The following is a 23,148-nucleotide window of genomic DNA, read 5'->3' as shown; positions in this document are numbered from 1 at the left end:
TTATTGTTTAAAATACCAAAAAGGTATTTCTATTACATGTTCGTTTACTATTTTGTTTGTTTTGTTAGAAGTAATAAATCTGTTGATTTTTAATATATGTTTTCCTTCTGTTATTTCTTTAATATTATAAATAGATTCAAAACCTAATTGATTATTTATTTCTGTTATTATAAAATCTGTTTGAATTTTTAAACTATCAATTTTTAAAGTATAGGCTTTTTTAAACGCATTTAAATATTTTGTTTGTAAGCTATCTTTGGCTTTTGTTCTTTTATTAGAAGAAAAAAAGTTGCTATTATAACCTCTAATATCATCTTCTGTTTTTAAATCTTTATTCTGATTTATAACCATGTCTTCTATTTTTTGTCTAAAAGGAATAAAAATTTTTAAATAAGGTTTTTCAATAATTTTAGACTGTATAGCAGCTTTGGTAATGTTTTTGTTTTCTTCTAAACTATTTAAATAGTTATTGTTATTTGCGTAGTTAATAGATGAGTTTGCTTGTTTGTTTATGTAATTAGATCTTACATGGTTAACTGTAGTTAAATAAAAAACAGCTACATAAACAGGTAATAAAACAAGTAATAGTCTTCTTCCGAATTTGTTGTCTAAAAAATTGTAAACAAGTGGTCTGTATAAAAAAGACAACGTTAATACACTAAATATTTTATACAAAGGAAAATATAAAAATGAAGTCCATTCTTTTTTCTTTAAATAACCTTGGGTTGCAAAATCTATAAAAACGATTAAAGATAAGGATAGAAAAAAGATGCTAAAAAAACCTAATAAAGTTGCTCCAACAATCTTAGAAAAGATACCAGAATCTAAAAAAATAGAACCAGCTATAAAAATTACTAAAAAGATTAGAAAAAAAGAAATAATGTAAAATAAATACAAAAAAGTAACCGCAAATAATATGCTACAATAATTTTCTAAAGTGCCTATATATTTATCAAAAGAACCTACTTTTTTCTTAAGATGATTTGTAAACCGCTTTTTATAATTAAGGGCATCATAATCAATTTCTCCAGACACATAACGTAAACCAATGGCACCAATCCATAAACCTCTTAAAACTACGTGAATTATTAAGTTTACAATTAAAACTTTACAAGAAATACTTGCAACTAAATAGAAAAATTTAGAATAACTTTCAGAAGCATATGCTTCTTGTCCCATTCTTGCTAAAGGATCTAATGATGATATTAATCCAAAAATTGCAAAACCAGAAATTAACAATTCTAATTGCCAACTTTCTTGCTGAAGCTTGTCTAAAAGTTTCTGAAATTTATTGTCTTTATAATCGTTTTTCATTTACTATTATTTAGCTCTAATATACAGACTTTTTAAAAACAAAAAAACCACTTCAAAATTAATTGAAATGGTTTTAAAATAAAGTTTACAAATTTTTTATTCTTTATCTAATTTTTTTGTTTGATTAAAGCCTATTAATAAAGCTCCTCCAGCACATAAAAATACTGATGCTGCATAAAAAACTCCAGAATCTATAGCATTTTGAGGTCTGTTTTCCCAAGAACCTTCATACCCAAAATGGTAACTTAACAATGTTCCTAAAAGAATACCTACACCAATTCCCATTGCTAATAAACCTAAGTTTAATATTAATACTTTCCAAAAAGGAGCAGCATTTCTTTTTTTGCTAGACATAAAAATACTTGCATCTGCACCTTTTTCTATTAATGCCAAACGTTCTTTGTTTCTAGTAGAAAAGTATAAATAAAATACTCCAAATATGCTACCAAATATTACTGCCAAAACTGCTACTTCCATAATTTATGTTTTTTAAATTTTTAAATGATTAATTTTATTGTGTTTGTAGCTTTGACGATTGCTTTTAAATAAAGGTTACAAAAAAACTAAAAAAAAATATTTTTAATTAAAAGTGTAACCTATTTATATTAGACGTCGTCAAAGATAAAATGACTAACCAGAACAACCAACATTATATAACTAAAGTCATCAATGGAGATACAAATGCATTTGCTTATCTTGTTGATGAGTATAAGAACATGGTTTACAGTTTGGCATATAAAATGACTAAAAATAAGGAAGAAGCAGAAGAAATTAGTCAAGATACATTTATAAAAGCATTTAAAAATTTAAGTAAGTTTAAAGGAGATTCTAAATTTTCTACTTGGTTGTATAGAATTGCATATCATACAAGTTTAGATGCTATTAAAAAGAATAAAAAAAATAATAGTAATGTAGAAATTAACGAATTTACTTTTAATCAAATACAATCTGTAGAAAATATTTTAGAAGGTATAGAAAGAAAAGAACGTTCTATTATTTTAAGCGATTGTTTAGATAAATTACCAGAAGAAGAACGTTCTATTATTTGGATGTTTTATTATGATGAATTAAGTTTGAAAGAAATTACAGAAATTACAGATTTCTCTGAAGCTAATTTAAAAGTAAAGTTGCACAGAGCTAGAAAAAAATTATTAGCTATTGTAGAAGAAAATGTAGAACCAGAAATTATAAATCATTATGGAAGAAAATAAAAACATAGAAAAACTTGATGCATTTGCTAAAAAGTATGTACTAGAAATTCCGCAAGAAAAACCGTCTGTAGATTTTACAGCTTCTATAATGCAAAGTATTTTGACAGAAAATACGTATGCAACTAATGTTTTTAAACCAAAAGCTTTAATAACTAAAAAAGGTTGGCTATTAATTATAGGTTTATTATTAGTAGCAATATTTGTTCCTTTTAAACAGATGAAAGAATATAGTTTTAGTATTCCTGAATTCGATTTTTCTTTTTTAAATAAATTTCAGATGCCAAACTTTTTTGAATCTTTATCTGTTTCAAATATTGTTTTGTATGCAGTTTTCTTTTTTGGATTAATGATTATTGCTCAACTAGTTTTCTTAAAAGGTTATTTTGATAAAAGGGTTTACTAATTCTAATTAATTTTTGTTGATTTGCTAACGTATTTGTGTAGGTTTCATTTGCGTGAATTATAACTAAATTTAGCAAATAAAAATCAGATAGAAAATCCGAACGCAAGCTTTCCCTAGCATAGGATTATATAAATTGTTGCCTTCTGGCTTTATTTGATGATTTCAGTTAGATAAACGATTCCGAAAATCCAACCAACGTAGAGTAAAGTGTAAGTCAATGAGTAAATAGCTGAATTTCTAATATCTCCTTTTGTCTCTTTTGATTTGTTAAAAACGAATTTTAATGCTCTGAAAAAAATCCAATACAACATTGCTAAAATTATAAAAATCGAAAACCAAAATACAGCCTCTAACACAATTAATAATACAACTATCAAAATTGTCATTCCAATCCATAAGAGTATTGATAAAATTAATCCACCAATTCCATCTCCAACATCAATTGATGGCATCTCGAATGTAGGTGAAGCATTTCCGATTATATCTCCTCGTTTAAAATTCCTAAATTTAGGGAAATTGTCAATCAGTCCTATTCCTTTATAAAGTCCTAAGTCATAAACAGGAAAAGTGAAATTGCAATAATTCCGAGAGACAAATAAAGATTAGAAGTCAGACTTCGATTGTAATTAATACCAGTCAGATAAACAGTCAGAACAGTAATTCCGATTACGAGTAACGAAACTTTGAAAATGGATTTACCTTTTAAGTAATTCTGTTTTATTTTCAATTCAGAGGTTTTTGATTAACTTGTTTACAACTTAAGACAATTATTACGTCCGTTTTAATTACTTATAATCTACGTTAACGAAGTTAAGTTTTTTGATTCAGAAAATCAACAGTAAAAACACTAGTTATTACTTTAGTTTCTTCTTTTTTGTATGCAATATAAAAGTTGCATTAAATCCAAAATTTAAATTAGGATCTTTAAAATTAAAGTTGTGTTTGGTTTGCGTTATAAAAGTATCTTCTGCAAAATTACGAGCATTTGTTATATGAAACTGTAATAATAAATGGCTTAACTCCCAATTAACACCTACCATAAAAGTATTAAAAGTTTCAACAGATTTTAAAGGATTTGAAACATAATAATATTCTGAAACCACAGAAGCGTGTCCACTAATTTTATGTCTTCCACCAAAACCAATAGCAAACTGATTGTTTGGATCGTTAGAATTAGTATTGTTATTCTTATGAATAAAAGTAGGTGCAATTTGTAAAGATAAATTTGGATTAAATTTTCTGGCAATTAAAACCTGACTTGTAAAAGCGTAGTTATTTGTTTTAGTTTCTTTGCCATAAAGATTTGTATCTGTTATTTTTCTGTTAGATATAGTTTGTAATAATGTAACAGAAATAGGTGTTTTTTTGCTTCCTTTTTGCTGTTTTATAAGTCTGTATTTTAAATATCCTTCAGAAATTTTATCAAAATTTGTATAGCCAAAACCCATTGTAAAATTATCTGTAAAAGCATATTCTAATCCATAACGTGTGCTAACTTTATCTGCTAAAAAACGTTCTCCACCAAAATTAGGAATGTTCCAATAGCGGTTGTATAAAGAAATTTCTAAAGCACCTTTTTTACGTGTTTCTATAGAATGTCCTAAACCAATTCTGGTCATTTTAAAAGTTGCAATTTCATAAGTTGTTTCTACAGGATATTCTTTGTCTAACTTATCTAATAAGCTTTGTGCTTTTATAGAAGAATTTGCTATAACAAATATTACAAAAAGCAGATATATTTTATTATTCTTCATAAGATTGGTATTGAAAGCTAAATTTAATAGTTATCATTTTTGCAATATTACCAGCCAAAATTGGAGGTATTTTAATATCAAAATCTTTTACAAATACATTGTATTCGCCAGTAAGTTTATATTGGTTATTTATCTTTTCTATTGTTGTTTTTATGTCTATTTCTTTTGTAATGCCATGTATGGTTAATTTGCCTCTAACAATTTTAGTTTGTTTGTTTAGAGAAGCATCAAAATCTAATATATCTCCTTCAAAAGTGGCTTTAGGATAGATGTCTGATTCTATATAACTTTCATTAAAATGCTCATACATTAAGTCTTTTTTAAATACAAAAGCTCGCATTAACATACTAACTGCAATCTTTTTGTTTGTAATATCTAAAATGCTTAAAACCTGATTGTTTTGAGCTTCAATATTTTCTACAGAAGCATAAGAAAAGAAAGAAACTTGTCCTTGTCTTGCAATAAATTGGTTTTTTTCTGAATTAAAATCAGTAAAAAATGTGATTAATAAAAATAAGGGTAAAATTTTATTCATTCAGTTTTAAATCTATATAACAATTTAATAATACAACATCTTTTAAAAAACCTTTGCAAATACCTTTTACAACTACTTTTTGATGTTTTTTTAATTTTTTAATTTTTTCAATTTGACTTTCATGGATATCGCAAATAATACCAGAAGTTTTATGATTGCCATACAATATTACTGTATTTCTGTTATTTAAAAAAGTAACTTCTTTAACAGTTCCTTTTACTTCAATAATTTTTCCAGAATATAATTTGTTGGTTTCTGTTTCACTTTCTACATATAAATTAATTAAATCATTAGAGTTTATAGAAACATCTGAAGCAACTAATTCTAAATTTTGGTGAGTACTTTTAAAATATGGAATCACATAAAAATAGCCATTTACCAAAAGTAAAAAGATAACTATAATTAAAAAAAGTTTGTTTTTATGTTTCATAAAATAGAATCAGAAAGATATTTCAAAGTAACTAATTGTAGCAATAATTTTGAGAAAAAATATGTCAAAGCCGAAAAATAAGTCTTAAAATGGAAAAAACGATTCTAAAAAGAAAAAGAATAATAGTATATTTCAATTTTTAAATAGAGCATGAAAAAAGACAAATTATACTTTTTAACGTTTTTATCTATAGCAGTTATTTTTTTATTAATTGCTGCAATTGCATCACAATATTTTATAAGAGTTAGTGCAAACCAATTAATAGAAGTACAGGTAGAGTCTAGCAAAAGAGAAGCAAATGAGGTTGCTAAATTTATAGATTTCCAATTATCTTCTGGTATAAAAAAAGAGGAAGTAATAAAAAACATTCAAAAAACTATTACAGATTCTAATAGCGATACTTGGTTTATAAGTGTTTTTAATTGGGGAGGCAAAGAAGTTTGTCATCCAGATATTACAAAGGTTGGACAAGTAGTAAATTCTAATCAAACTTTATTATCATCTTTAAAAGAAAAAAATAATTCAGACGATTTGTATGATATATTAGTAAAAAGAAAATCGAAATCTAACACAGAAATATCTTTTGAAGTTATTCATATTTCACCCATTAAAAATTCAGATTTAATTGTTGCAGCTAATGTAAATGTAAATAGCATACAAACCCAAATGAGTGTTTTAAAAAGAAACTTTTATCTCATTTTTCTAATTATGGGTATTTTAGTTATTGTATTATCTTTTGTAGCAGTAAGAGTTATTGGTAGTGCTTATGAAAAGCAATTAGAATTAAAGAATTCTAACTTAGCAACAGAGGTAATAAACTTATCTAAATTAAATACAGATTTGGTTTCGTATAAAGAAAAAGTAGTAGAAGAAAACCCTGTAGAAGAAACTTTAGAAATAGCAAAAACAAGAATTTTAACTTATGTTAGAAATGAGTTAGTACCCATACCTATTAAAGATATTGCTTACGTTTATACAGAAAACACAATTACTTATGTTGTTTGTTTTGATGGTAAAAGATCTACCACAAATGCAAGTTTAGATGATATGTATAGTAACTTAGATGCAACATTATTTTTTAGAGCAAACAGACAATTTATAATAAGTATAACTGCAATAGATAAAATTATTAAATACGGAAAAAGTCAACTTAAAATTTTATTGCAATCAAAAACTTCAGAAGAAATAATTATCAGTAAAAACAAAGCTGCCGAATTTAAACAGTGGCTTAACATATAGTATTTAAAGAAAAGTTTTTCACTCTAATTCAAGCCTTTTTTTTCCCTTTTAACCATTTTTATTTCCTTCTCAAACAGTTTAATATTGGTTAAAGTCCTTTTTATTAGTTACTTTACAATACAAAACCAATTTAAACTAACAATTATGAAAAGTAACTTAAAAATTAAAAAAGAGTTTTTTATACTTCTTATTTCTGTCTTTTTTGCTTCATGTTTAACTAACGTAGAAGAAACTATAGTTGAAGAACAAGAAGAAGTAGATCCTTGTGCAGATATTTCATTTGCAACAAATGTAAAACCAATTATAGACGCTAATTGTATTGGTTGTCATGGAGTAGGAGGAAACTCGCCAAATTTAACTTCTTATGCTTTAATAAGTGCAAGTGCAAGTAGTGTAAAAGGAGCAGTAGTTAGTGGTAGAATGCCACAAGGAGGTAGTTTAACACAAGAAGAAATAGATGCAATTGCATGTTGGGTAGATAGTGGAGCTTTAGATAATTAAAAACAAATGTTATGAATAAAAACAAATTATTAATAACAGTTTTAATTATAGCTATTATAGGTGTTTTTGTTGCATATAAAATGTATAACAAACCACATGTTAATGTTGGAAGCTCTAAATCTGATATTACGCTTACAGCTAATAAAATTATAAACGATTTTTCTACGGATGAAAGCAAAGCAAATATTACGTATTTAGATAAAATAATTCAGGTTTCTGGTACTGTTTCTAAAACCGAAATTGTAAAAGAAAAAGGAATAATTTCTTTAGAAACTAATGATGATTTTGGAAACGTTTTATGCCATTTATCTGCAGAAGCAACTCAAAAAATAAATACATTAAAAAAAGGACAAACCGTTTCTGTAAAAGGCATTTGTACTGGATATTTAATGGATGTTATTTTGGTAAAATGTGAATTAATTAACTAAAAACCAATAAAAATGAAAAATTTATATGCAGTTTTAATTTGCCTTTTATTGGTAAATATAACCAATGCACAAGATCGTTTTTTAACCAAAAACGGAGAAGTAGCGTTCTTTTCTTCTGCGCCAATGGAAGATATTAAAGCAGACAATAACCAAGTTTTAAGTATTATAGATGCTACTAAAGGAAATATTGCTATATCTATTTTAATGAAATCTTTTATGTTCGAAAAAGCATTGATGCAAGAACATTTTAATGAAAACTATGTAGAGTCAGATAAATATCCAAAAGCAATTTTTAAAGGAGATATTTTAAATTTTAATAACTTAACAGAATCTAAAACAAAAGTAGAGGTAAAAGGAGCAATTTCTATTCATGGTAAAACCAAAGAAATTATAGTGCCAGCAACAATTACTAAAACAAAAGAAAGTATCTTGTTAACAGGAGAATTCTTTTTAAAAGTTGCAGATTTTGATATAAAAATTCCTAAAGTAGTAGTAAAAAATATTGCAAAAGACATAAAAGTTACTTTTCAATTTAATTATAAACCATACCAAAAATAAAAGATGAAAAAATACATACTAACCATTTTATTCGTTATTGTTGGGTTAAATGTTAAAGCTCAAGATGATTTGTTAGATGTTTTAGATAACGAAACACCTAAAACCGAAAATATAGTTACAGCAACATTTAAAGGAACCAGAATTTTAAATGGACATTCTATAGAAAATAGAAAAGATAAAGAATTAGAATTTATAATTTCTCATAGATTTGGACGTATAAACTTAGGGTTTGATGAGCTTTTTGGTTTAGATCAATCTAATATTCGTTTTTCTTTAGAATATGGTTTAAACGATAATTTAACAATTGGTTTTGGTAGATCTAGTTTTGAGAAAACGTATGATAGTTTTTTAAAATATAGTTTATTGAAACAAAAAACAGGTAAAAATTCTTTTCCGTTTGCAATTTCATTATTTGGAAGTGTAGCTGTAAAAACATTAAAAGATTATGCTCCTACAGATAAAAGAACTTTTGCAGAGAGTTTATCTTATGTTGGTCAGGTTTTAATTGCTAAAAAAGTAAGTCCTTCTTTTTCTTATCAAATAACACCAACTTATGTTCATAGAAATACTGTAAAAATAGATGCAGATCCTCATGATATTTTTGCACTTGGTTTAGGAACTAGAATAAAATTAAGCAAAAGGGTTTCTTTAAATGGTGAGTATTACTTAGCTTTTGATGAATCTGAATCTATAAATGCAAGAAATTCTTTAGCTTTTGGTGTAGATATAGAAACTGGGGGACATGTGTTTCAACTTATTTTATCAAACGCTATTACCATGATTGAAAAAAGTTTTATAACCGAAACAACAGGCAATTTTTTTGGAGGAGATATTCATTTTGGTTTTAATATTTCAAGAACGTTTTAGAATAGATATTTTAAAAGGAACCACAAAAAGTAGATTGTTTTAACTACACTCTTAAATAAAAAAAAACAATCTACTTTTAAATTTAAGTCATTCTGTTTTAGAAGGTAAAACGAATGTAATTAGTATCTAATAATTAATTTAAACTTACTCTATGTTTCAAAGAACCTATACAGTTAAAGGAGAATATGTAAACGATTTTATGGTGATGCAAAATTTTGGATATCTAAAATATGCTTCAAAAATTGTAGAAACCTTTTTGTTTGTAAATGGGTTTTCGAGTTTAAAAATGAATACATTAAAAGTTGGTTTGCAAAAAAATAATGATCAAATAATTCACTATCAAAACTTAATGTTTACTCAAACTTTTTCTGTTCAATTAGAATTTAAAACATTGGGGTATTGTGCTCAAAAAATGAATGTAGAAGTACACTTTTATAATGATAAAAAAGAAAAATGTGCAACAATAAAAAGAGAATTGTATTGGTTTGATTATAATTCTTGGACTACTATAATACCTCCAAAAAATATATCTAAATATTTTTTACAACAAAAAGAAAGCTATAAAAGAGTAGGTTAGTATTTAACAGTTCGCTAACGTGTTTGTATAAAATTTTTACGAATTGAAAATCGTTAATTGAATGTTTGTCGTTAATGTTAGTTCGAATGTAAGCATAAATCTTATGAGGTGTTAGCTAATGTTTTTTATTAATATTTTTGCTAATTTTTCTATTGAACTGAATGGTTTCCCATCTTTTTGGGTCAACTGTTTTCCAGTATTCTTCATAAAATTTATCAATATTTCTATACCTCTTTATACGTTTTGAGAAATAATCAATCAATTTTTCTCTATACTTTGAGTTCTCTGATAGTAGATCATTATAGTTATTATCATATACCATAATAGAAGAGTTAATAGTTTTTGTGTTTTCTGTACCTTTGGTTGCTATGTTAAATCTTGTTGTATCATTCTTAAATAATTTAATATCGTTCCAAATCATCATTGCCATTCCGTTATTTGTAGATAAAGTATTATTCCATTTCCCATATTTATTATACATAATTCCCCCTGTGTAAAAAGAGTGGAAAGTACATTCGTATTTTATTTCTGTTAAAAGTAAGGTGTCATTTTTAATTACTAATAATACATTATTATCTGTAATGTTTTGAAAACCATTTTTAAATATATATTTACAATCTCCATTATTAACAGCCGTATTTCTAATGGCTTTACTTGTAGTACAAGAAAAAAATAAGTAATAAATAATCAATAAAGTAAGTGTTTTTTTCATAAATATTCGCTAACGGTTTTGTGTATGGTTAGTTGCGTGTTTCAGCAACTAATTTAGTAAACAAAAACGAACGCGAGAAAATTCCGAAGGAATTTTCCAAATAGGCACTTGCCAAAGCAATTAATTATACACGTTGTTGGCAACTGTTTTTTTATTAATCAATAGTATTATTCCCAATATCACGAATTGTAAAATTGGAAGGAAAGAAAGGTAACCTCGCAACATTAAACTCCCTTTATTTGCTTTTGCATAATTTTCAAATTCCGTTGAATATTTTTCCATCAAAAAGTCAGTTCCGAAATAAGAGAATAGAAATTGCAATATCAAAATTCCAAAGAATATAGTTATTAAAGATTTCAGAGTTTTTCGTGTGTCAATTTCAATCGGTCTGTTGTATTTTTTTATTCCCCAAACCACAATTATTGTAAAAAGAAAGAGACTCATTATTTCAGGTAGCCAAATTGTTGTTATGGGTTTTGTTCCGGCAATTATTAAAACGTTCTCAAATAAGTATTCAATTAATCCACAAAATTCACTAATTGAAATATAAGTAAATGCTCCAATTCCTAATTTGTTAATAAAGTCAGTTTGAGTTTTTTCCAATTTTGGTGAGTTTAAATTTTTCGTAATATTTTTCCTTTTAATCGCCTTTTCCTTCTGGAACTATAACAAAAGCCCATTCTGCCTCATCAGGAACATTATATTCATCTAAAAACTTTCCGCTAAGACCACTAACTTGAGATTGCTTATCCTCAATTTCAAGACCATAGGTTTCTCCGAACATAAATTTCACTCCGTTGTCTAATTTAAGTGTATCAATGTCTTTTAAGTTAAAAACTCGGAACTCATTCGGATTAATTTTTAGATTTTCAATTATTCCAATTTCGTCAGAAGTCTCATTGTAAATAAATACTTTGTATGTTTTTCCAGTTTTATTGTATTTGGCAGGAATTATAGAAATTTCATTTCCTTTTTGGGTGAAAACGTTGCCATTCGAATCAGTCCATTTTTCCACTTTTTCAGATTCACTTTTTTGTTCCGATTCCGCAGATTTTTCATTCACATTTTCTTGTGTTTTCTTTTTAGTTTCTTTTTGTCCGCAAGCAGATAAAGTCAAAAGAATTATAAAAATTCGAATGTATTTCGTCATTTCTTAAATTGTTGCCAAGTGATTTCGTATATGACCGAGTTATAATTCGTTGTATACTAAGTTAGCGAAGTTACCAATTTTAAGCTAAAAAATCAATAAGAAAACAACCCGTTTTTATTACAGGTTTGCAATGGCAGCTTCTGCACAACGTTCTCCATCCATAGCAGCAGAAACTATTCCACCAGCATAACCACCACCTTCTCCACAAGGAAATAAACCTTCTATTTCTATATGTTCTAAGTTTTCTTTTCTAGGTATGTTTACAGGTGAAGAGGTTCTAGATTCTACACCAATTATATTTGCTTCGTTTGTATGATATCCATGCATTTTTTGCCCAAAAGCAGCAAAACCTTTTCGTAATCTACTACCAATTATTTTTGGTAATAAAGAGTGTAATGGAGCAGATTTTAATCCTGGTTGATATGAACAATCATTTAAATCTGTAGATAATTTTCCATCAATAAAATCGCCTAATCTTTGAGCAGGTGCTGTTTGCGTTCTTCCACCTGCATAAAAAGCAATTTTTTCTAAATCTTTTTGAAATTGTAATCCTTTTAAAGCCCCTAAATGTTCGTACTTTTTAAAGTCTCTATCAATATCTAATTCTACTACAATTCCAGAATTAGCAAACTTGTTATTTCTTCTACTTGGAGACATTCCGTTTACAACAACTTCGCCATTTGCAGTGGCTGCAGGTACAATAAATCCACCAGGACACATACAAAAAGAATACACACCTCTATTATTAACTTGGTGTACTAAACTATAAGCAGCAGCAGGTAACAATTCGTCTCTTTCTCCAGAACAATGATATTGAATTTGGTCTATTATTTCTTGTGGATGTTCTACACGAACTCCCATTGCAAAAGACTTTGCTTTTAAAGCAATTTTCTTTTTGTCTAGCAATTCATAAATATCTCTTGCAGAATGACCTGTAGCTAAAATTACAGAATTTACAGACAATTCTTGTCCATTTTGTAATTGAATAGCTTGTAGTTTATTGTTTTTAACAATAAAATCGGTAACTCTAGTTTCAAAATGAACTTCACCACCAAATTTTATAATATTCTCACGAATATTCTGAATGATTTTAGGCAATTTATTGGTTCCAATATGAGGATGAGCATCAATTAAAATTTGCTCTGTAGCTCCGTGAAAAACAAGGTTTTCAAAAATTCTTCTTACATCTCCACGTTTTAAACTTCGGGTATACAATTTTCCATCAGAATACGTGCCTGCACCACCTTCTCCAAAACAATAATTAGAATCTTCGTTTACAAAATGATCTTGATTTATGGCTTTTAAATCTCTTCTTCTGTCTTGTACATTTTTACCACGTTCTAAAACAATGGGTTTGTAACCTAACTCTATACAACGTAATGCAGCATACATACCTGCAGGTCCAAAACCAACTATATGTATTTCTTTGGCATTAGAAACATCTTTATATTCAAACTGATAATCAGATTTTTCTGGAACAGTTTCATTAATATAAACAGCAACTTTATAATTAAAAATGATGTCTTTTTTACGAGCATCAATAGATTTTCGTAAAACTTTTACAGCAGAAATTTCATTTTTATCAATGCCTAATTGTTTAGAGGCTTTGTATAAAAGTGTATTTTCTTTACGTTCTTCAATTAAATTTACTCGAAGCTGAATTTCTTTTACCATATTGCAAAAGTATGGAAAACTTTGTAGTTGTTTTTTAACTATATCAACTTTCTAAAAGCACTAATTTTGTCTTTTGCTTCTGTAGCTATTTCATCACCATTAAACCAAGTATGTATATTTCCTTTGTAATTCATACCAAGGTATTTTGCACTTTCTACAAAAGGCATTTCAAAACCATTTCTTAAATCATTTTCTCCAGAATTGCTAATCATAGCCATGTTTTTACCTCTTAGTTTTCTGCCCAATTCTTTTTTAAAGTGAAGTAAATCAGACATTCTATCAAAAAAATCTTTTAAAATTCCGCTCATAGAATACCAATAAACAGGAGTAGCAAAAACAATTGTATCGTAGTTTTTAATAATATGTTCCATTAATGGAAGAAAATCATCATTAGCATTTGAAAAATCATATTCAAAACAACCTATATTTTTTGTTTTTAAATCGATAACATCAAAGCTATTATCACTATTTAAAAAGTTTATTATTTTATGTGTGTTTCCAAAACTATTTGCACTTGCTTGTATTATTACCTTGTTTTTCATGATATAAATTTCAGTTTTTTATTAATAAAACTGTTTAAAAAAGTATAGTAATTATCTATTTATGAGAAGAGAAAATCAATGTAAACCAAAAGTTTTTTTTCTATCTTTAAAAAATATTTAATATGAAGATGAGTAAAGGTAAATATAAAATAGAAAGTAAAATTCAACTTTCTGATTTTGAGACAGAAGAAGTTGTTGATGATGCAGAAAAGAAGTTAAAAAAGATAAGTAAAAAACTTAGTAAAATTCAAGATACTATGTATGCAGAGGGCAAATATAGTATGCTAATTTGCTTACAAGGAATGGATACTTCTGGTAAAGATAGCTTGATTAGAGAGGTTTTTAAAAATGTAAATGCACGTGGAGTAGAGGTGCATAGTTTTAAAGTGCCTACAGAATTAGAGTTGAAACACGATTTTTTATGGCGTCATTATATTGCACTACCAGCAAAAGGAAAAATTGGTGTTTTTAATAGAACTCATTATGAAAACGTGTTGGTTACTAGAGTACATCCAAATTATGTTTTTGGAGAAAATATACCGTCTGTAAAAACTTTAGAAGATTTAAATGATGATTTTTACCATAATAGAATGGATAGAATTAACGCATTTGAAAAACATTTAACAGACAGTGGAACCATTGTTTTAAAATTCTTTTTAAATTTATCTAAAGAAGAACAAAAAAACAGACTTTTACGTAGATTGAATTTGCCAGAAAAGAACTGGAAATTTTCTGCAGGAGATTTAAAAGAACGTAAATTGTGGGATAAATATCAGTTTTGTTATGAAGATTTATTAAACAGAACTTCTAAAGAAAATGCACCTTGGTATGTAATTCCTGCAGATGATAAACCAACAGCAAGATTAATATTAGCAGATATTGTTATAGCAGAATTAAAAAAGTATAATTTTAAAGAACCTACATTGCCTGCTAAAATTCAGGCACAAGTAGAAGAGTTTAAAAATCAATTGAATAACGAATAAACAAATGAATTTAGATTTAAAAAAACCAATTGTATTTTTCGATTTAGAAACAACTGGTGTTAATATAGCAACTGATAAAATTGTAGAAATATCAATTTTAAAAGTATTTCCTAATGGAAATAAAGAAAGTAAAACTTGGTTGGTAAATCCAGAAATAGAAATACCACAAGAATCAATAGATGTTCATGGAATTACAAATGAAAAGGTTGTAACAGAACCAACGTTTAAAGAATTGGCTCCAAAAGTAAATGAAATGATTGGTGATGCTGATTTAGCGGGTTTTAATTCTAATAGATTTGATATTCCGTTATTAGCAGAAGAATTAATGCGTGCAGGAATTGATTTTGACATGAAAAATAGAAAAGCCATAGACGTGCAAGTTATTTTTCATAAAAAAGAACAAAGAACGTTAAGTGCAGGTTATCAATTTTATTGTGGTAAAGAATTAGAAGGCGCACATGGAGCAGAAGCAGATACAAATGCAACTTATGAAATTTTACTAGCACAATTAGATAAATATGATGATATAGAAAATACAGTTGATGCCTTAAGCGATTATTCTACACATGGTAAAAGAGCAGATTTTGCTGGTTTTATTTTAATGAATGAAGACGATCAAGAAATTTTTTCTTTCGGAAAATACAAAGGTAGAACTGTAGAAGAGGTTTTTAAAGAAAATCCTGGTTATAATAATTGGATGCAAAATGCTGATTTTCCATTATACACAAAAAAGGTGTTGAGAGAAATTAAAGAAAGAATGGCACCTCCTAAAAAGAAAATGTCTGATGCTGAAAAATTACAAGCATTGCAACAAAAGTTTAATTTGCGTTAGATTTTTAGAAAATCTAAAATTCCAATCATCTAATAATCCAATGAGCTAATAATTAAAAAAAATGTTTACAGAATATAACAATTTACCAAATACATCTCGTGTTTGGATATACCAATCTGATAGAGAGTTTACAGAAAAAGAAATTGAGTTTATTTCTTCTAAATCAGTAGATTTTATAAATCAATGGACACGTCATGGAGACGATTTAAAAGGATCTTTTACAATAAAATACAATCAATTTTTGGTTTTAGCTGTAGATGAGAGTTTTAACAACGTTTCTGGTTGTTCTATTGATAGTTCTGTTCGTTTTATTCAAAAAATAGAAAACGAATTGAAATTAGATTTAATGAATAAAATGAATGTTACTTTTAAAGATAATAACAATATTAATTTAGTAAAATTATCTGATTTTCAAAGATTTGCTAAAGAGCAAAAAGTAACTGCAGAAACCATTGTTTTTAATAATATGGTGGCTACAAAAGCCGATTTTGAAAATAATTGGGAAATTAAAGCTAAAGATAGTTGGCACAAGCGCTTTTTGGTATAAAAGTTGCTTATTTTAATTGACTAAACTTCTTTAATTAGTTGCGTTAAGGATTGTAATGGCATCCTTTTTAGTTGTCAGTTTGAGTGAATTTGAGAAGAATGAACAAATTTGTATCGAGAACAGAAACTAAAAAGATATAATGGAAAGCCTGTTAAAACGCCCAAAAAAATAGTGAAAAAATGAAGAAAGAGTTACTCGTAGTTTTATTAATAGGATTTGTTTTTAATTTATCTGCTCAAAGTGTAGATCCGTTAAGAACTAAAGATGCAGAAGCGCAAACTATTTGGGTAGATAGTATCATGAAAAACATGACCATAGATGAAAAAATTGGTCAGCTTTTTATGGTGCAAGCATATTCTAATAAAGACAAAAAGCACAAAGATTTTATTACAGAAATGATTACAAAATATCATGTAGGTAATTTAATTTTTATGCAAGGAACTCCAGAAAAACAAGCAGAATTAAACAACATTTATCAAGATACTGCAAAAGTACCTTTGCTAATTGGTTTTGATGGTGAATGGGGTTTAGATATGCGTTTAAAAAATACGTATCGTTTTCCTTGGAACATGACTTTGGGAGCAATTAGAAACGATTCTTTGGTAAAACAATTTGGAGAACATTTAGGGAAACATTGCAATCGTTTAGGAATTCATGTAAATTTTGCACCTGTTGTAGATATTAATACAAATCCTGATAATCCTATTATAGGAAATCGTTCTTTTGGAGAAAAGAAAGAAAACGTAACACAAAAAGCAATTGCATTTACGCAAGGGATGCAAAGTAAAGGTGTGTTAGCAAATGCAAAACATTTTCCAGGTCATGGAGATACAGCTACAGATTCTCATCATACATTACCTGTTTTAAATTTTGATATGAATCGTTTAGATTCTATAGAACTGTATCCTTATAAAAAAGTTTTTGATGCTGGTATTACAAGTGTTATGACTGCGCATTTAAGCATACCAAGTTTAGAATCTGATCCAAGATTACCAACTTCTTTGTCTAAAAATGTTGTAACTAATTTATTACAACAAAAATTAGGTTTTTTAGGATTGATAATTACAGATGGTTTAAATATGAAAGGTGCAGCAAATTATTCTTCTTCTGCAGAAATAGATTTAGCAGCAATACAAGCAGGAAATGATATGTTGTTAATACCACAAGATGTACCAGCAACTGTTAACTTAATTAAAAAAGCAATAGAATTAAAAACCTTAACAGAAGAAAGAATAGATATTTCTGTAAGAAAAATATTAAAAGCTAAATATTGGGCAGGTTTACACAATTATAAACCTATAGAAATAGAAAACCTACAAGAAGATTTAAATACTATTGAAGATGAGTTATTACACAGAGAATTAATTAAAAATTCTTTAACAATAATTAAAGATGTTAAAGGAGATTTGCCAATAAGAAATTTAGAAAAACGCAAAATTGCATATGTAAATTTAGGTGATGATTCTGGAAATCATTTTGTAAAAATGTTAAAAAATTATGGGCAAGTAGATGTAGTTTCTGATAAGAATTTAGATGGAATGATGAGAAAACTAAAACCTTATAATATGGTAATAGTTGGGTTTCATAAATCTAATTTACATCCTTGGAAAAGCTATAAGTTTAGCAACAAAGATTTGGTTTGGTTACAAGAAATTGCAAGAGAAAAAAATGTAATTTTAGATGTTTTTGCAAGTCCATATAGTTTGTTGAAAATTAAAACTTTTACCAATATAGAAGGAATAATTGTTTCTTATCAAAATAGTAAATTGGCTCAAGAATTATCTGCTCAATTAATTTTTGGAGCATTTGGGGCAAATGGAAAATTACCAGTTTCTATAAAAAATGAATTTACTGCAGGTCATGGATTTATAACATCCAACCTTAGTAGATTTGAGTATACCATACCAGAAGCTGTAAAAATGTCTTCTGTAAAATTGCAAAAAATAGATTCTTTAGCAAATATAATTTTAGAAAAAAAAATGGCTCCAGGTTTTCAGGTACTAGTAGCCAGAAAAGGAAAGGTTATTTATAATAAAAGCTATGGATATCATACAGATAAAAAAACACTAAAAGTTAAAAACTCTGATGTGTATGACTTAGCTTCTTTAACTAAAATTTTAGCTTCTTTACCTTTAATAATGAAGGCAGAAGAAGAAAAAAAAATATCTTTAAATGCTAATTTACAAGATATTTTACCAAGTTTTAAAGGTACCAATAAAGCAACTGTTTCTGTAAGAGAAATACTGTCTCATTATGGTAAATTAAAAGCGTGGATTCCTTTTTATAGAGAAACTCAAGATAGTATTACACACAAAAATTTATCTGAATTTTACAGACCTAAAAAGTCAAAAAAATTCAATATTAAAGTTGCTAAAAACCTGTATTTAAATAAAAATTATAAAGACAGTATTTATAAATATATTAGAGAAGTAGACCAAAGAGAAAGAGATGGTTATAAATACAGCGATTTAGGATATTATATCTTTAAAAAAGCTTTAGAAAACACTTACGAAAAACCTTTAAATACATTGGTAGATGAAGAGTTTTATCAATCTTTAGGAGCAAATAGAACAAGTTATTTACCACTTCAAAAATTTTCTAAGAAAGTAATCATTCCAACAGAAAAAGACGATTATTATAGAAATCAACTATTGCAAGGTTATGTGCATGATATGGGTGCAGCAATGTTAGGTGGTGTAGGTGGGCATGCAGGTTTATTTGCAAATGCAAACGATGTTGCAAAAATTATGCAAATGTATTTGCAAAAAGGTTATTATGGAGGTAAACGTTATTTAAAAAGTACCACTTTAGATAAGTTTAATCATCGTTATTTTTCAGATAAAAAAGTACGAAGAGGTTTAGGGTTTGATAAACCTCAATTAAACCCAAAAGTAAAAGCAACTTGTGGTTGTGTTTCCGATGAAAGTTTTGGGCATTCTGGTTTTACAGGTACTTATACTTGGGCAGATCCAAAAAGCGGAATTGTGTATGTGTTTTTATCAAACAGAGTGTATCCAACAATGGAAAATCGCGGATTAGTAAAAAGTAATATGCGTACAGAAATTCAGCAAGTTATACAAGATGCTATTATAGATTAGTAGCTATTTCTTACTTTACACTACTCGCTTTTTTTATTGCTAGTTCTCGATACAAATTTGTTCATTCTTTACAAATTCACTCGAACTGACAATAAAAAAGAGCTCAAACAAACCGTTTCAAATGCTTCGCATTCAACGATTCGATAAAAATATTAAAGCAGAGTTAATCAGGGCTAAATCTGTTTGCCAAATTCATTGAATTCCTTATGCTTTTTTGCATTTGTAGGAGTTAATTTAGCATATACTAATACTATAAAAGCAGAAATAGTAAAGTAAAATAAACCTATAGTTTTACCAAAATAAAGACTTACAATATATGCTTGTAAGCTATAAAAGAAACTACATAAAAACCAATTTAAAGCAAAACGAAAAGTATCTATAAATTCAATTTCATCAATTTTATTTCTTACAATTTTCCATATAAAAAACGGAATGATACTATTTATAATGATGAGGTACAATAATGGTTTTACAAAGTTTGTTTTTGCATTTTTACTATTAGGTATCGATTCAGATTGAATCATTTTATTAACTTCATTAACTTTTGTAAAATCTACTTGAGCGTCTGTTAATTTTTGTAAAGTAGTTTCATAATTATCATCATCTGTAATATGAACACTTAACTTTTCCAATTGTTCACTAACTTTTGCTTTTAAAATATTAATAGATTTTGCACCAGAATTGGTTTCAAAAATTTCTCTTGTACCAATTGGTTTTCCATAATTTATGGTAACTTTTGTAGGGAAATCAGAAGGATGTTGGTATGTAATACCTACAGGAACAACTTTAATTTCTAAATCTTTGTGTTTTTCTAAAGCACCAAAAACAATTCTTGTAAATCCTTTACTTAGAGGTCTAATACTTCTTTTTTTATCATGACTTCCTTCAGGAAAAATCATTAAAGTTTCACCTTTATGTAAGATTTTATAACACTTTTCAAAAATTTCTTGATTGTTAGATAACTGTTTAATACCATCTCTAATTCTATAAATTGGCATTAAGTACAAAGACTCTAAAATCTTTTTAATAGTAGGGTTTTTAAAAGAAGCAGCTCTTACCAAAAAATGATTTTGTCTGCTGTTTGTTGTAGTAACAAACAATGGGTCAATTAATCCATTTGGGTGATTCACAGCAAATAAAACTGCACCTTTTTTAGGAATGTTTTTTCTGCCTAAAACAGTAATTTTATTACTGTAAAAATACAATCCTAATTTAATAAAAGACCAAACTAGTGTAAACCAAATTTTCTGAATCATAACTTAATTACTTTCTGCTAATTTTTTCTTTGCTCTATTGCCCCAAAATGTAGCTAATGCCATTCCAGAAAACACATCCCAAATACCCCAAAATGCTGCTAATAAAGCCATACCACCTAAACCATCAAAAAAGCCAAAAATTAATAACAAACCTAAGCCACCATTTTGTATGCCTGTTTCCATAGCAATTGTTTTTCTGTCTTTATGATTTAATTTAAATGCTTTAGCAGTATAAAACCCTAAGAAAAAGGCAAAAATATTATGAAATATTACTAAAAATAAAACATGGTGTATATGGTTAACAAATACATCTAAGTTTTGTGAAAATGCAATGAATATTAATGCAATAAAAACCAACATAGACAAAGGTTTTAAAACCTTTTCTATTTTACCAGCCATTTCAGAGTGATAATGTTTAATCAACATTCCTAAAATTAAAGGGATACCTAAAATAAGAGAAACTAACTTGAATAAATCTATAGGATTTAAAGAAACAGTTTTTAAAATTTCGTTGGTAGGCTCGTATAAACTTCCCCAAAACTGTAAATTAAATGGAGTCATAAAAATACATATTAAGGTTGCAAAAGCGGTTAAACTAACAGATAAAGCTGCATTACCACCAGCCATTTTGCTAAAAAAGTTAGATACATTTCCACCAGGACAAGCAGCAATCATCATCATACCTAAAGCAAAACTAGGATGAGGTTTTAAAACTAAAATTGCTAAAAAAGTTGCAGCAGGTAATAAGAAAAATTGAGACAAAACTCCAACAAAAACTATTTTAGGATTTTTAAATAATCGTTTAAAATCATCAATAGTAATACCCAAAGCAACCCCAAACATTATAATACCAATGGCAATATTTAAAACCCAAAGACCTTCTGTATCAAAATTTATTTTAATGTCATCAATGTCTAAATACGGACTAATTTTTAAAAGCATATTCTATAATATTTGCTCCCATTTTAAGTGCTTTTTCTCTAACACTTTTAGGGTTGTTGTGTATAATTTCATCTTCCCAACCATCACTTAAATCGGTTTCATAATCGTAAAAAACAACTAATCTGCCTTCATAAAAAAGACCAAAACCTTGTGCTGGTTTTTTGTCATGTTCATGAATTTTAGGAATTCCATTTTCAAATTTATAAGTCTGATTGTAAATAGGATGATTATTTGGAATCTCTAAAAATTCTAATTCTGGAAAAACTTTTTTAAGTTCTCTTCTTATAAATTTATCAAACCCATAATTGTCTGAAATGTGCAAAAATCCGCCAGAAATTAAATAATTTCTAAGATTATTAGCATCGTCATCAGAAAATAAAATATTACCATGACCAGTCATAAATAGAATTGGATAATTGAATAATTCTTCACTATTTACGGAAACCGTTTGCGGATTTTTAGCAATATTAGTTTTAATATTCTCGTTTGTAAATTGTATTAAATTTGGTATTGCAGTTGGGTTTGCATACCAATCTCCACCACCATTATATTTTAAAATTACTACATCTTGGGCGTTAGCAGAAAAAAATAAAAAAGAAATAAAAAGGAATAAATTATACTTCATTCATTGTTTTTGGTAAGAGAATAATAAGCAATATAAGAAAAACTTACTGATTGATAAACGAAACTGTATTAACAGCAACTAAAGCAGCAGTTTCTGTACGTAATCTGCTTTCTCCTAAAGAAATTGGAGTAAACCCTTTTTCTAAACATTTTTCAATTTCTTGAGTAGAAAAATCACCTTCAGGTCCAATTAAAACAGTTGTTCTCTCTGATGGTTTTACAACAGATTGTAACAATGTCTTTTCTTGTTCTTCACAATGCGCAATACAAACTTTCCCTTCAAATTCTTGATTGACAAACTGATTTAGTTTTATAGGTTCATTCAATTTAGGCAATGTAAACTTTAAAGATTGTTTCATTGCAGATTGAATAATCTTTTCAAATCGTTCTAATTTTACAACTCTACGTTCAGAATTAGCGCAAATAATGGGCGTAATTTCATCTATACCAATTTCTGTTGCTTTTTCTAAAAACCATTCTAATCTGTCATTCAGTTTTGTAGGAGCAATTGCAATATGTAAGTAGTAATTCCAAGGTTTTGGTTTTTCTTCAAAATGAATTACTTCTGCTAAACATTTTTTATCACTTGGAACTATAATTTTTACATCAAACAAAAAACCTTTTCCATTTGTAATTTTAAGAATATCGTTTTCTTTTTTACGTAAAACGCGCACAATGTGCTTACTTTCAATTTTATCGAAAGTAATTTGTGAAGTTTCTGTAGATATTTCTGAATTATAAAATAGTTGCATTGTTTGGTGGTTGCAAAGTTTTTAAAGTATCAAAGGTACAAAGTTTTCTTAGTTGAGATTTCTCAATTGTTTAAAAATAACTCATTTTGAAATGACATTTTTGTTAGATTTTTTCATTTTTTTAAACTTCCAACTTCCAACTTCCAACTTCCAACTTCCAACTTCCAACTTCCAACTTCCAACTTCCAACTTCCAACTTCCAACTTCCAACTTCCAACT

The 23,148-nt window shown here is 27.4% G+C and carries 27 protein-coding genes; 12 read left to right on the top strand and 15 right to left on the bottom strand.

Translation table 11 applies throughout. The annotated features are described in order from the left end of the window. Together MPF13_RS12920 and MPF13_RS12915 are read right to left on the bottom strand one after the other, a co-directional pair. Positions 1-1,314, bottom strand: coding sequence for a hypothetical protein (locus tag MPF13_RS12920; RefSeq protein WP_249983174.1), 1,314 nt, complete (start codon positions 1,312-1,314; stop codon positions 1-3). Positions 1,315-1,410: 96 nt separating this feature from the next. Continuing rightward, the gene (locus MPF13_RS12915) at positions 1,411-1,791 is read right to left on the bottom strand and encodes a DUF6249 domain-containing protein (protein ID WP_249983172.1); all 381 of its coding nucleotides are present in this window, start codon (positions 1,789-1,791) and stop codon (positions 1,411-1,413) included. A 149-nt stretch (positions 1,792-1,940) separates the two neighbouring features. Between MPF13_RS12915 and MPF13_RS12910 the strand changes: the two genes are divergently transcribed. Both MPF13_RS12910 and MPF13_RS12905 read left to right on the top strand, forming a co-directional pair. Then, entirely contained in the window at positions 1,941-2,525 is a 585-nt protein-coding gene (locus MPF13_RS12910) for an RNA polymerase sigma factor (RefSeq protein WP_249983170.1), read from the top strand. After that, a complete protein-coding gene (locus tag MPF13_RS12905; protein ID WP_249983168.1) occupies positions 2,512-2,928 on the top strand; it encodes a hypothetical protein in 417 nt (138 codons plus the stop codon). The genes MPF13_RS12910 and MPF13_RS12905 overlap by 14 nt, the downstream gene beginning before the upstream one ends. 149 nt (positions 2,929-3,077) lie before the next feature. On the opposite strand, the gene MPF13_RS12900 is transcribed toward MPF13_RS12905, so the two are convergent. The 4 genes from MPF13_RS12900 to MPF13_RS12885 all read right to left on the bottom strand — a co-directional run bounded on the left by MPF13_RS12900 (position 3,078) and on the right by MPF13_RS12885 (position 5,647). Then, positions 3,078-3,380, bottom strand: a complete 303-nt coding sequence (locus tag MPF13_RS12900; protein WP_249983166.1) for a hypothetical protein — start codon at positions 3,378-3,380, stop codon at positions 3,078-3,080. 402 nt (positions 3,381-3,782) lie between these two features. Further along, positions 3,783-4,682, bottom strand: a complete 900-nt coding sequence (locus tag MPF13_RS12895; RefSeq protein WP_249983164.1) for a DUF5777 family beta-barrel protein — start codon at positions 4,680-4,682, stop codon at positions 3,783-3,785. After that, complete coding sequence (locus tag MPF13_RS12890; protein WP_249983162.1) at positions 4,672-5,217, bottom strand: YceI family protein; 546 nt, start codon at positions 5,215-5,217, stop codon at positions 4,672-4,674. The genes MPF13_RS12895 and MPF13_RS12890 overlap by 11 nt, the downstream gene beginning before the upstream one ends. After that, positions 5,210-5,647 carry an OB-fold protein gene (locus tag MPF13_RS12885; RefSeq protein ID WP_249983153.1) on the bottom strand — a complete coding sequence of 146 codons (438 nt, stop codon included), beginning with the start codon at positions 5,645-5,647 and terminating at the stop codon, positions 5,210-5,212. The genes MPF13_RS12890 and MPF13_RS12885 overlap by 8 nt, the downstream gene beginning before the upstream one ends. 150 nt (positions 5,648-5,797) lie before the next feature. Between MPF13_RS12885 and MPF13_RS12880 the strand changes: the two genes are divergently transcribed. The 6 genes from MPF13_RS12880 (at position 5,798) to MPF13_RS12855 (ending at position 9,817) form a co-directional block, all read left to right on the top strand. Then, a complete protein-coding gene (locus MPF13_RS12880) occupies positions 5,798-6,886 on the top strand; it encodes a LytR/AlgR family response regulator transcription factor (RefSeq protein ID WP_249983151.1) in 1,089 nt (362 codons plus the stop codon). Between the two features lie 144 nt (positions 6,887-7,030). Continuing rightward, positions 7,031-7,387 carry a c-type cytochrome gene (locus MPF13_RS12875; RefSeq protein WP_249983150.1) on the top strand — a complete coding sequence of 119 codons (357 nt, stop codon included), beginning with the start codon at positions 7,031-7,033 and terminating at the stop codon, positions 7,385-7,387. 11 nt (positions 7,388-7,398) lie between these two features. After that, positions 7,399-7,815, top strand: a complete 417-nt coding sequence (locus tag MPF13_RS12870) for an OB-fold protein (RefSeq protein ID WP_249983148.1) — start codon at positions 7,399-7,401, stop codon at positions 7,813-7,815. Positions 7,816-7,827: 12 nt separating this feature from the next. Beyond that, positions 7,828-8,373, top strand: a complete 546-nt coding sequence (locus MPF13_RS12865) for a YceI family protein (RefSeq protein ID WP_249983146.1) — start codon at positions 7,828-7,830, stop codon at positions 8,371-8,373. A 3-nt stretch (positions 8,374-8,376) separates the two neighbouring features. Then, positions 8,377-9,240, top strand: a complete 864-nt coding sequence (locus tag MPF13_RS12860) for a DUF5777 family beta-barrel protein (RefSeq protein WP_249983144.1) — start codon at positions 8,377-8,379, stop codon at positions 9,238-9,240. Between the two features lie 151 nt (positions 9,241-9,391). Beyond that, entirely contained in the window at positions 9,392-9,817 is a 426-nt protein-coding gene (locus MPF13_RS12855) for a thioesterase family protein (protein ID WP_249983143.1), read from the top strand. A gap of 115 nt (positions 9,818-9,932) precedes the next feature. On the opposite strand, the gene MPF13_RS12850 is transcribed toward MPF13_RS12855, so the two are convergent. The 5 genes from MPF13_RS12850 to MPF13_RS12830 all read right to left on the bottom strand — a co-directional run bounded on the left by MPF13_RS12850 (position 9,933) and on the right by MPF13_RS12830 (position 13,895). Then, positions 9,933-10,529 (bottom strand): hypothetical protein, encoded by a 597-nt coding sequence (locus tag MPF13_RS12850; protein WP_249983141.1) that lies wholly within the window; start codon positions 10,527-10,529, stop codon positions 9,933-9,935. Positions 10,530-10,649: 120 nt separating this feature from the next. Beyond that, the gene (locus tag MPF13_RS12845; protein WP_249983139.1) at positions 10,650-11,132 is read right to left on the bottom strand and encodes a hypothetical protein; all 483 of its coding nucleotides are present in this window, start codon (positions 11,130-11,132) and stop codon (positions 10,650-10,652) included. 37 nt (positions 11,133-11,169) lie between these two features. Continuing rightward, positions 11,170-11,679 carry a hypothetical protein gene (locus tag MPF13_RS12840; protein ID WP_249983137.1) on the bottom strand — a complete coding sequence of 170 codons (510 nt, stop codon included), beginning with the start codon at positions 11,677-11,679 and terminating at the stop codon, positions 11,170-11,172. Positions 11,680-11,796: 117 nt separating this feature from the next. Next, on the bottom strand, positions 11,797-13,353 hold the full coding sequence (locus MPF13_RS12835) for an NAD(P)/FAD-dependent oxidoreductase (RefSeq protein WP_249983135.1): 1,557 nt from the start codon (positions 13,351-13,353) through the stop codon (positions 11,797-11,799). 38 nt (positions 13,354-13,391) lie between these two features. Then, positions 13,392-13,895, bottom strand: coding sequence for a flavodoxin family protein (locus tag MPF13_RS12830; protein WP_249983134.1), 504 nt, complete (start codon positions 13,893-13,895; stop codon positions 13,392-13,394). A 128-nt stretch (positions 13,896-14,023) separates the two neighbouring features. Between MPF13_RS12830 and MPF13_RS12825 the strand changes: the two genes are divergently transcribed. The 4 genes from MPF13_RS12825 (at position 14,024) to MPF13_RS12810 (ending at position 19,355) form a co-directional block, all read left to right on the top strand. After that, positions 14,024-14,878, top strand: coding sequence for a PPK2 family polyphosphate kinase (locus tag MPF13_RS12825; protein WP_502924474.1), 855 nt, complete (start codon positions 14,024-14,026; stop codon positions 14,876-14,878). A gap of 4 nt (positions 14,879-14,882) precedes the next feature. Continuing rightward, positions 14,883-15,710, top strand: a complete 828-nt coding sequence (locus tag MPF13_RS12820; protein ID WP_249983132.1) for a 3'-5' exonuclease — start codon at positions 14,883-14,885, stop codon at positions 15,708-15,710. 61 nt (positions 15,711-15,771) lie between these two features. Then, positions 15,772-16,257 carry an ABC transporter ATPase gene (locus tag MPF13_RS12815; RefSeq protein WP_249983131.1) on the top strand — a complete coding sequence of 162 codons (486 nt, stop codon included), beginning with the start codon at positions 15,772-15,774 and terminating at the stop codon, positions 16,255-16,257. A 179-nt stretch (positions 16,258-16,436) separates the two neighbouring features. Continuing rightward, positions 16,437-19,355, top strand: coding sequence for a serine hydrolase domain-containing protein (locus MPF13_RS12810; protein WP_249983130.1), 2,919 nt, complete (start codon positions 16,437-16,439; stop codon positions 19,353-19,355). 173 nt (positions 19,356-19,528) lie between these two features. Here MPF13_RS12810 and MPF13_RS12805 read toward each other — a convergent pair whose 3' ends face one another. The 4 genes from MPF13_RS12805 to MPF13_RS12790 are packed head-to-tail and all read right to left on the bottom strand — an operon-like array spanning position 19,529 to position 22,929. After that, complete coding sequence (locus tag MPF13_RS12805) at positions 19,529-20,611, bottom strand: lysophospholipid acyltransferase family protein (RefSeq protein ID WP_249983129.1); 1,083 nt, start codon at positions 20,609-20,611, stop codon at positions 19,529-19,531. 3 nt (positions 20,612-20,614) lie between these two features. After that, on the bottom strand, positions 20,615-21,553 hold the full coding sequence (locus MPF13_RS12800; protein ID WP_249983093.1) for a bile acid:sodium symporter family protein: 939 nt from the start codon (positions 21,551-21,553) through the stop codon (positions 20,615-20,617). Continuing rightward, positions 21,537-22,178, bottom strand: coding sequence for a DUF4159 domain-containing protein (locus MPF13_RS12795; RefSeq protein WP_249983091.1), 642 nt, complete (start codon positions 22,176-22,178; stop codon positions 21,537-21,539). Before MPF13_RS12795 ends, MPF13_RS12800 begins: the two co-directional genes overlap by 17 nt. Before the next feature lie 43 nt (positions 22,179-22,221). Then, positions 22,222-22,929: a 16S rRNA (uracil(1498)-N(3))-methyltransferase gene (locus MPF13_RS12790; protein ID WP_249983089.1), complete on the bottom strand. Its 708-nt coding sequence runs from the start codon at positions 22,927-22,929 to the stop codon at positions 22,222-22,224. Positions 22,930-23,148: the final 219 nt, after the last annotated feature.

It is taken from the genome of Polaribacter sp. Z022 (assembly GCF_023555495.1).
Lineage (GTDB): Bacteria > Bacteroidota > Bacteroidia > Flavobacteriales > Flavobacteriaceae > Polaribacter.
This window is presented reverse-complemented; position numbering and strand designations above follow the sequence as displayed.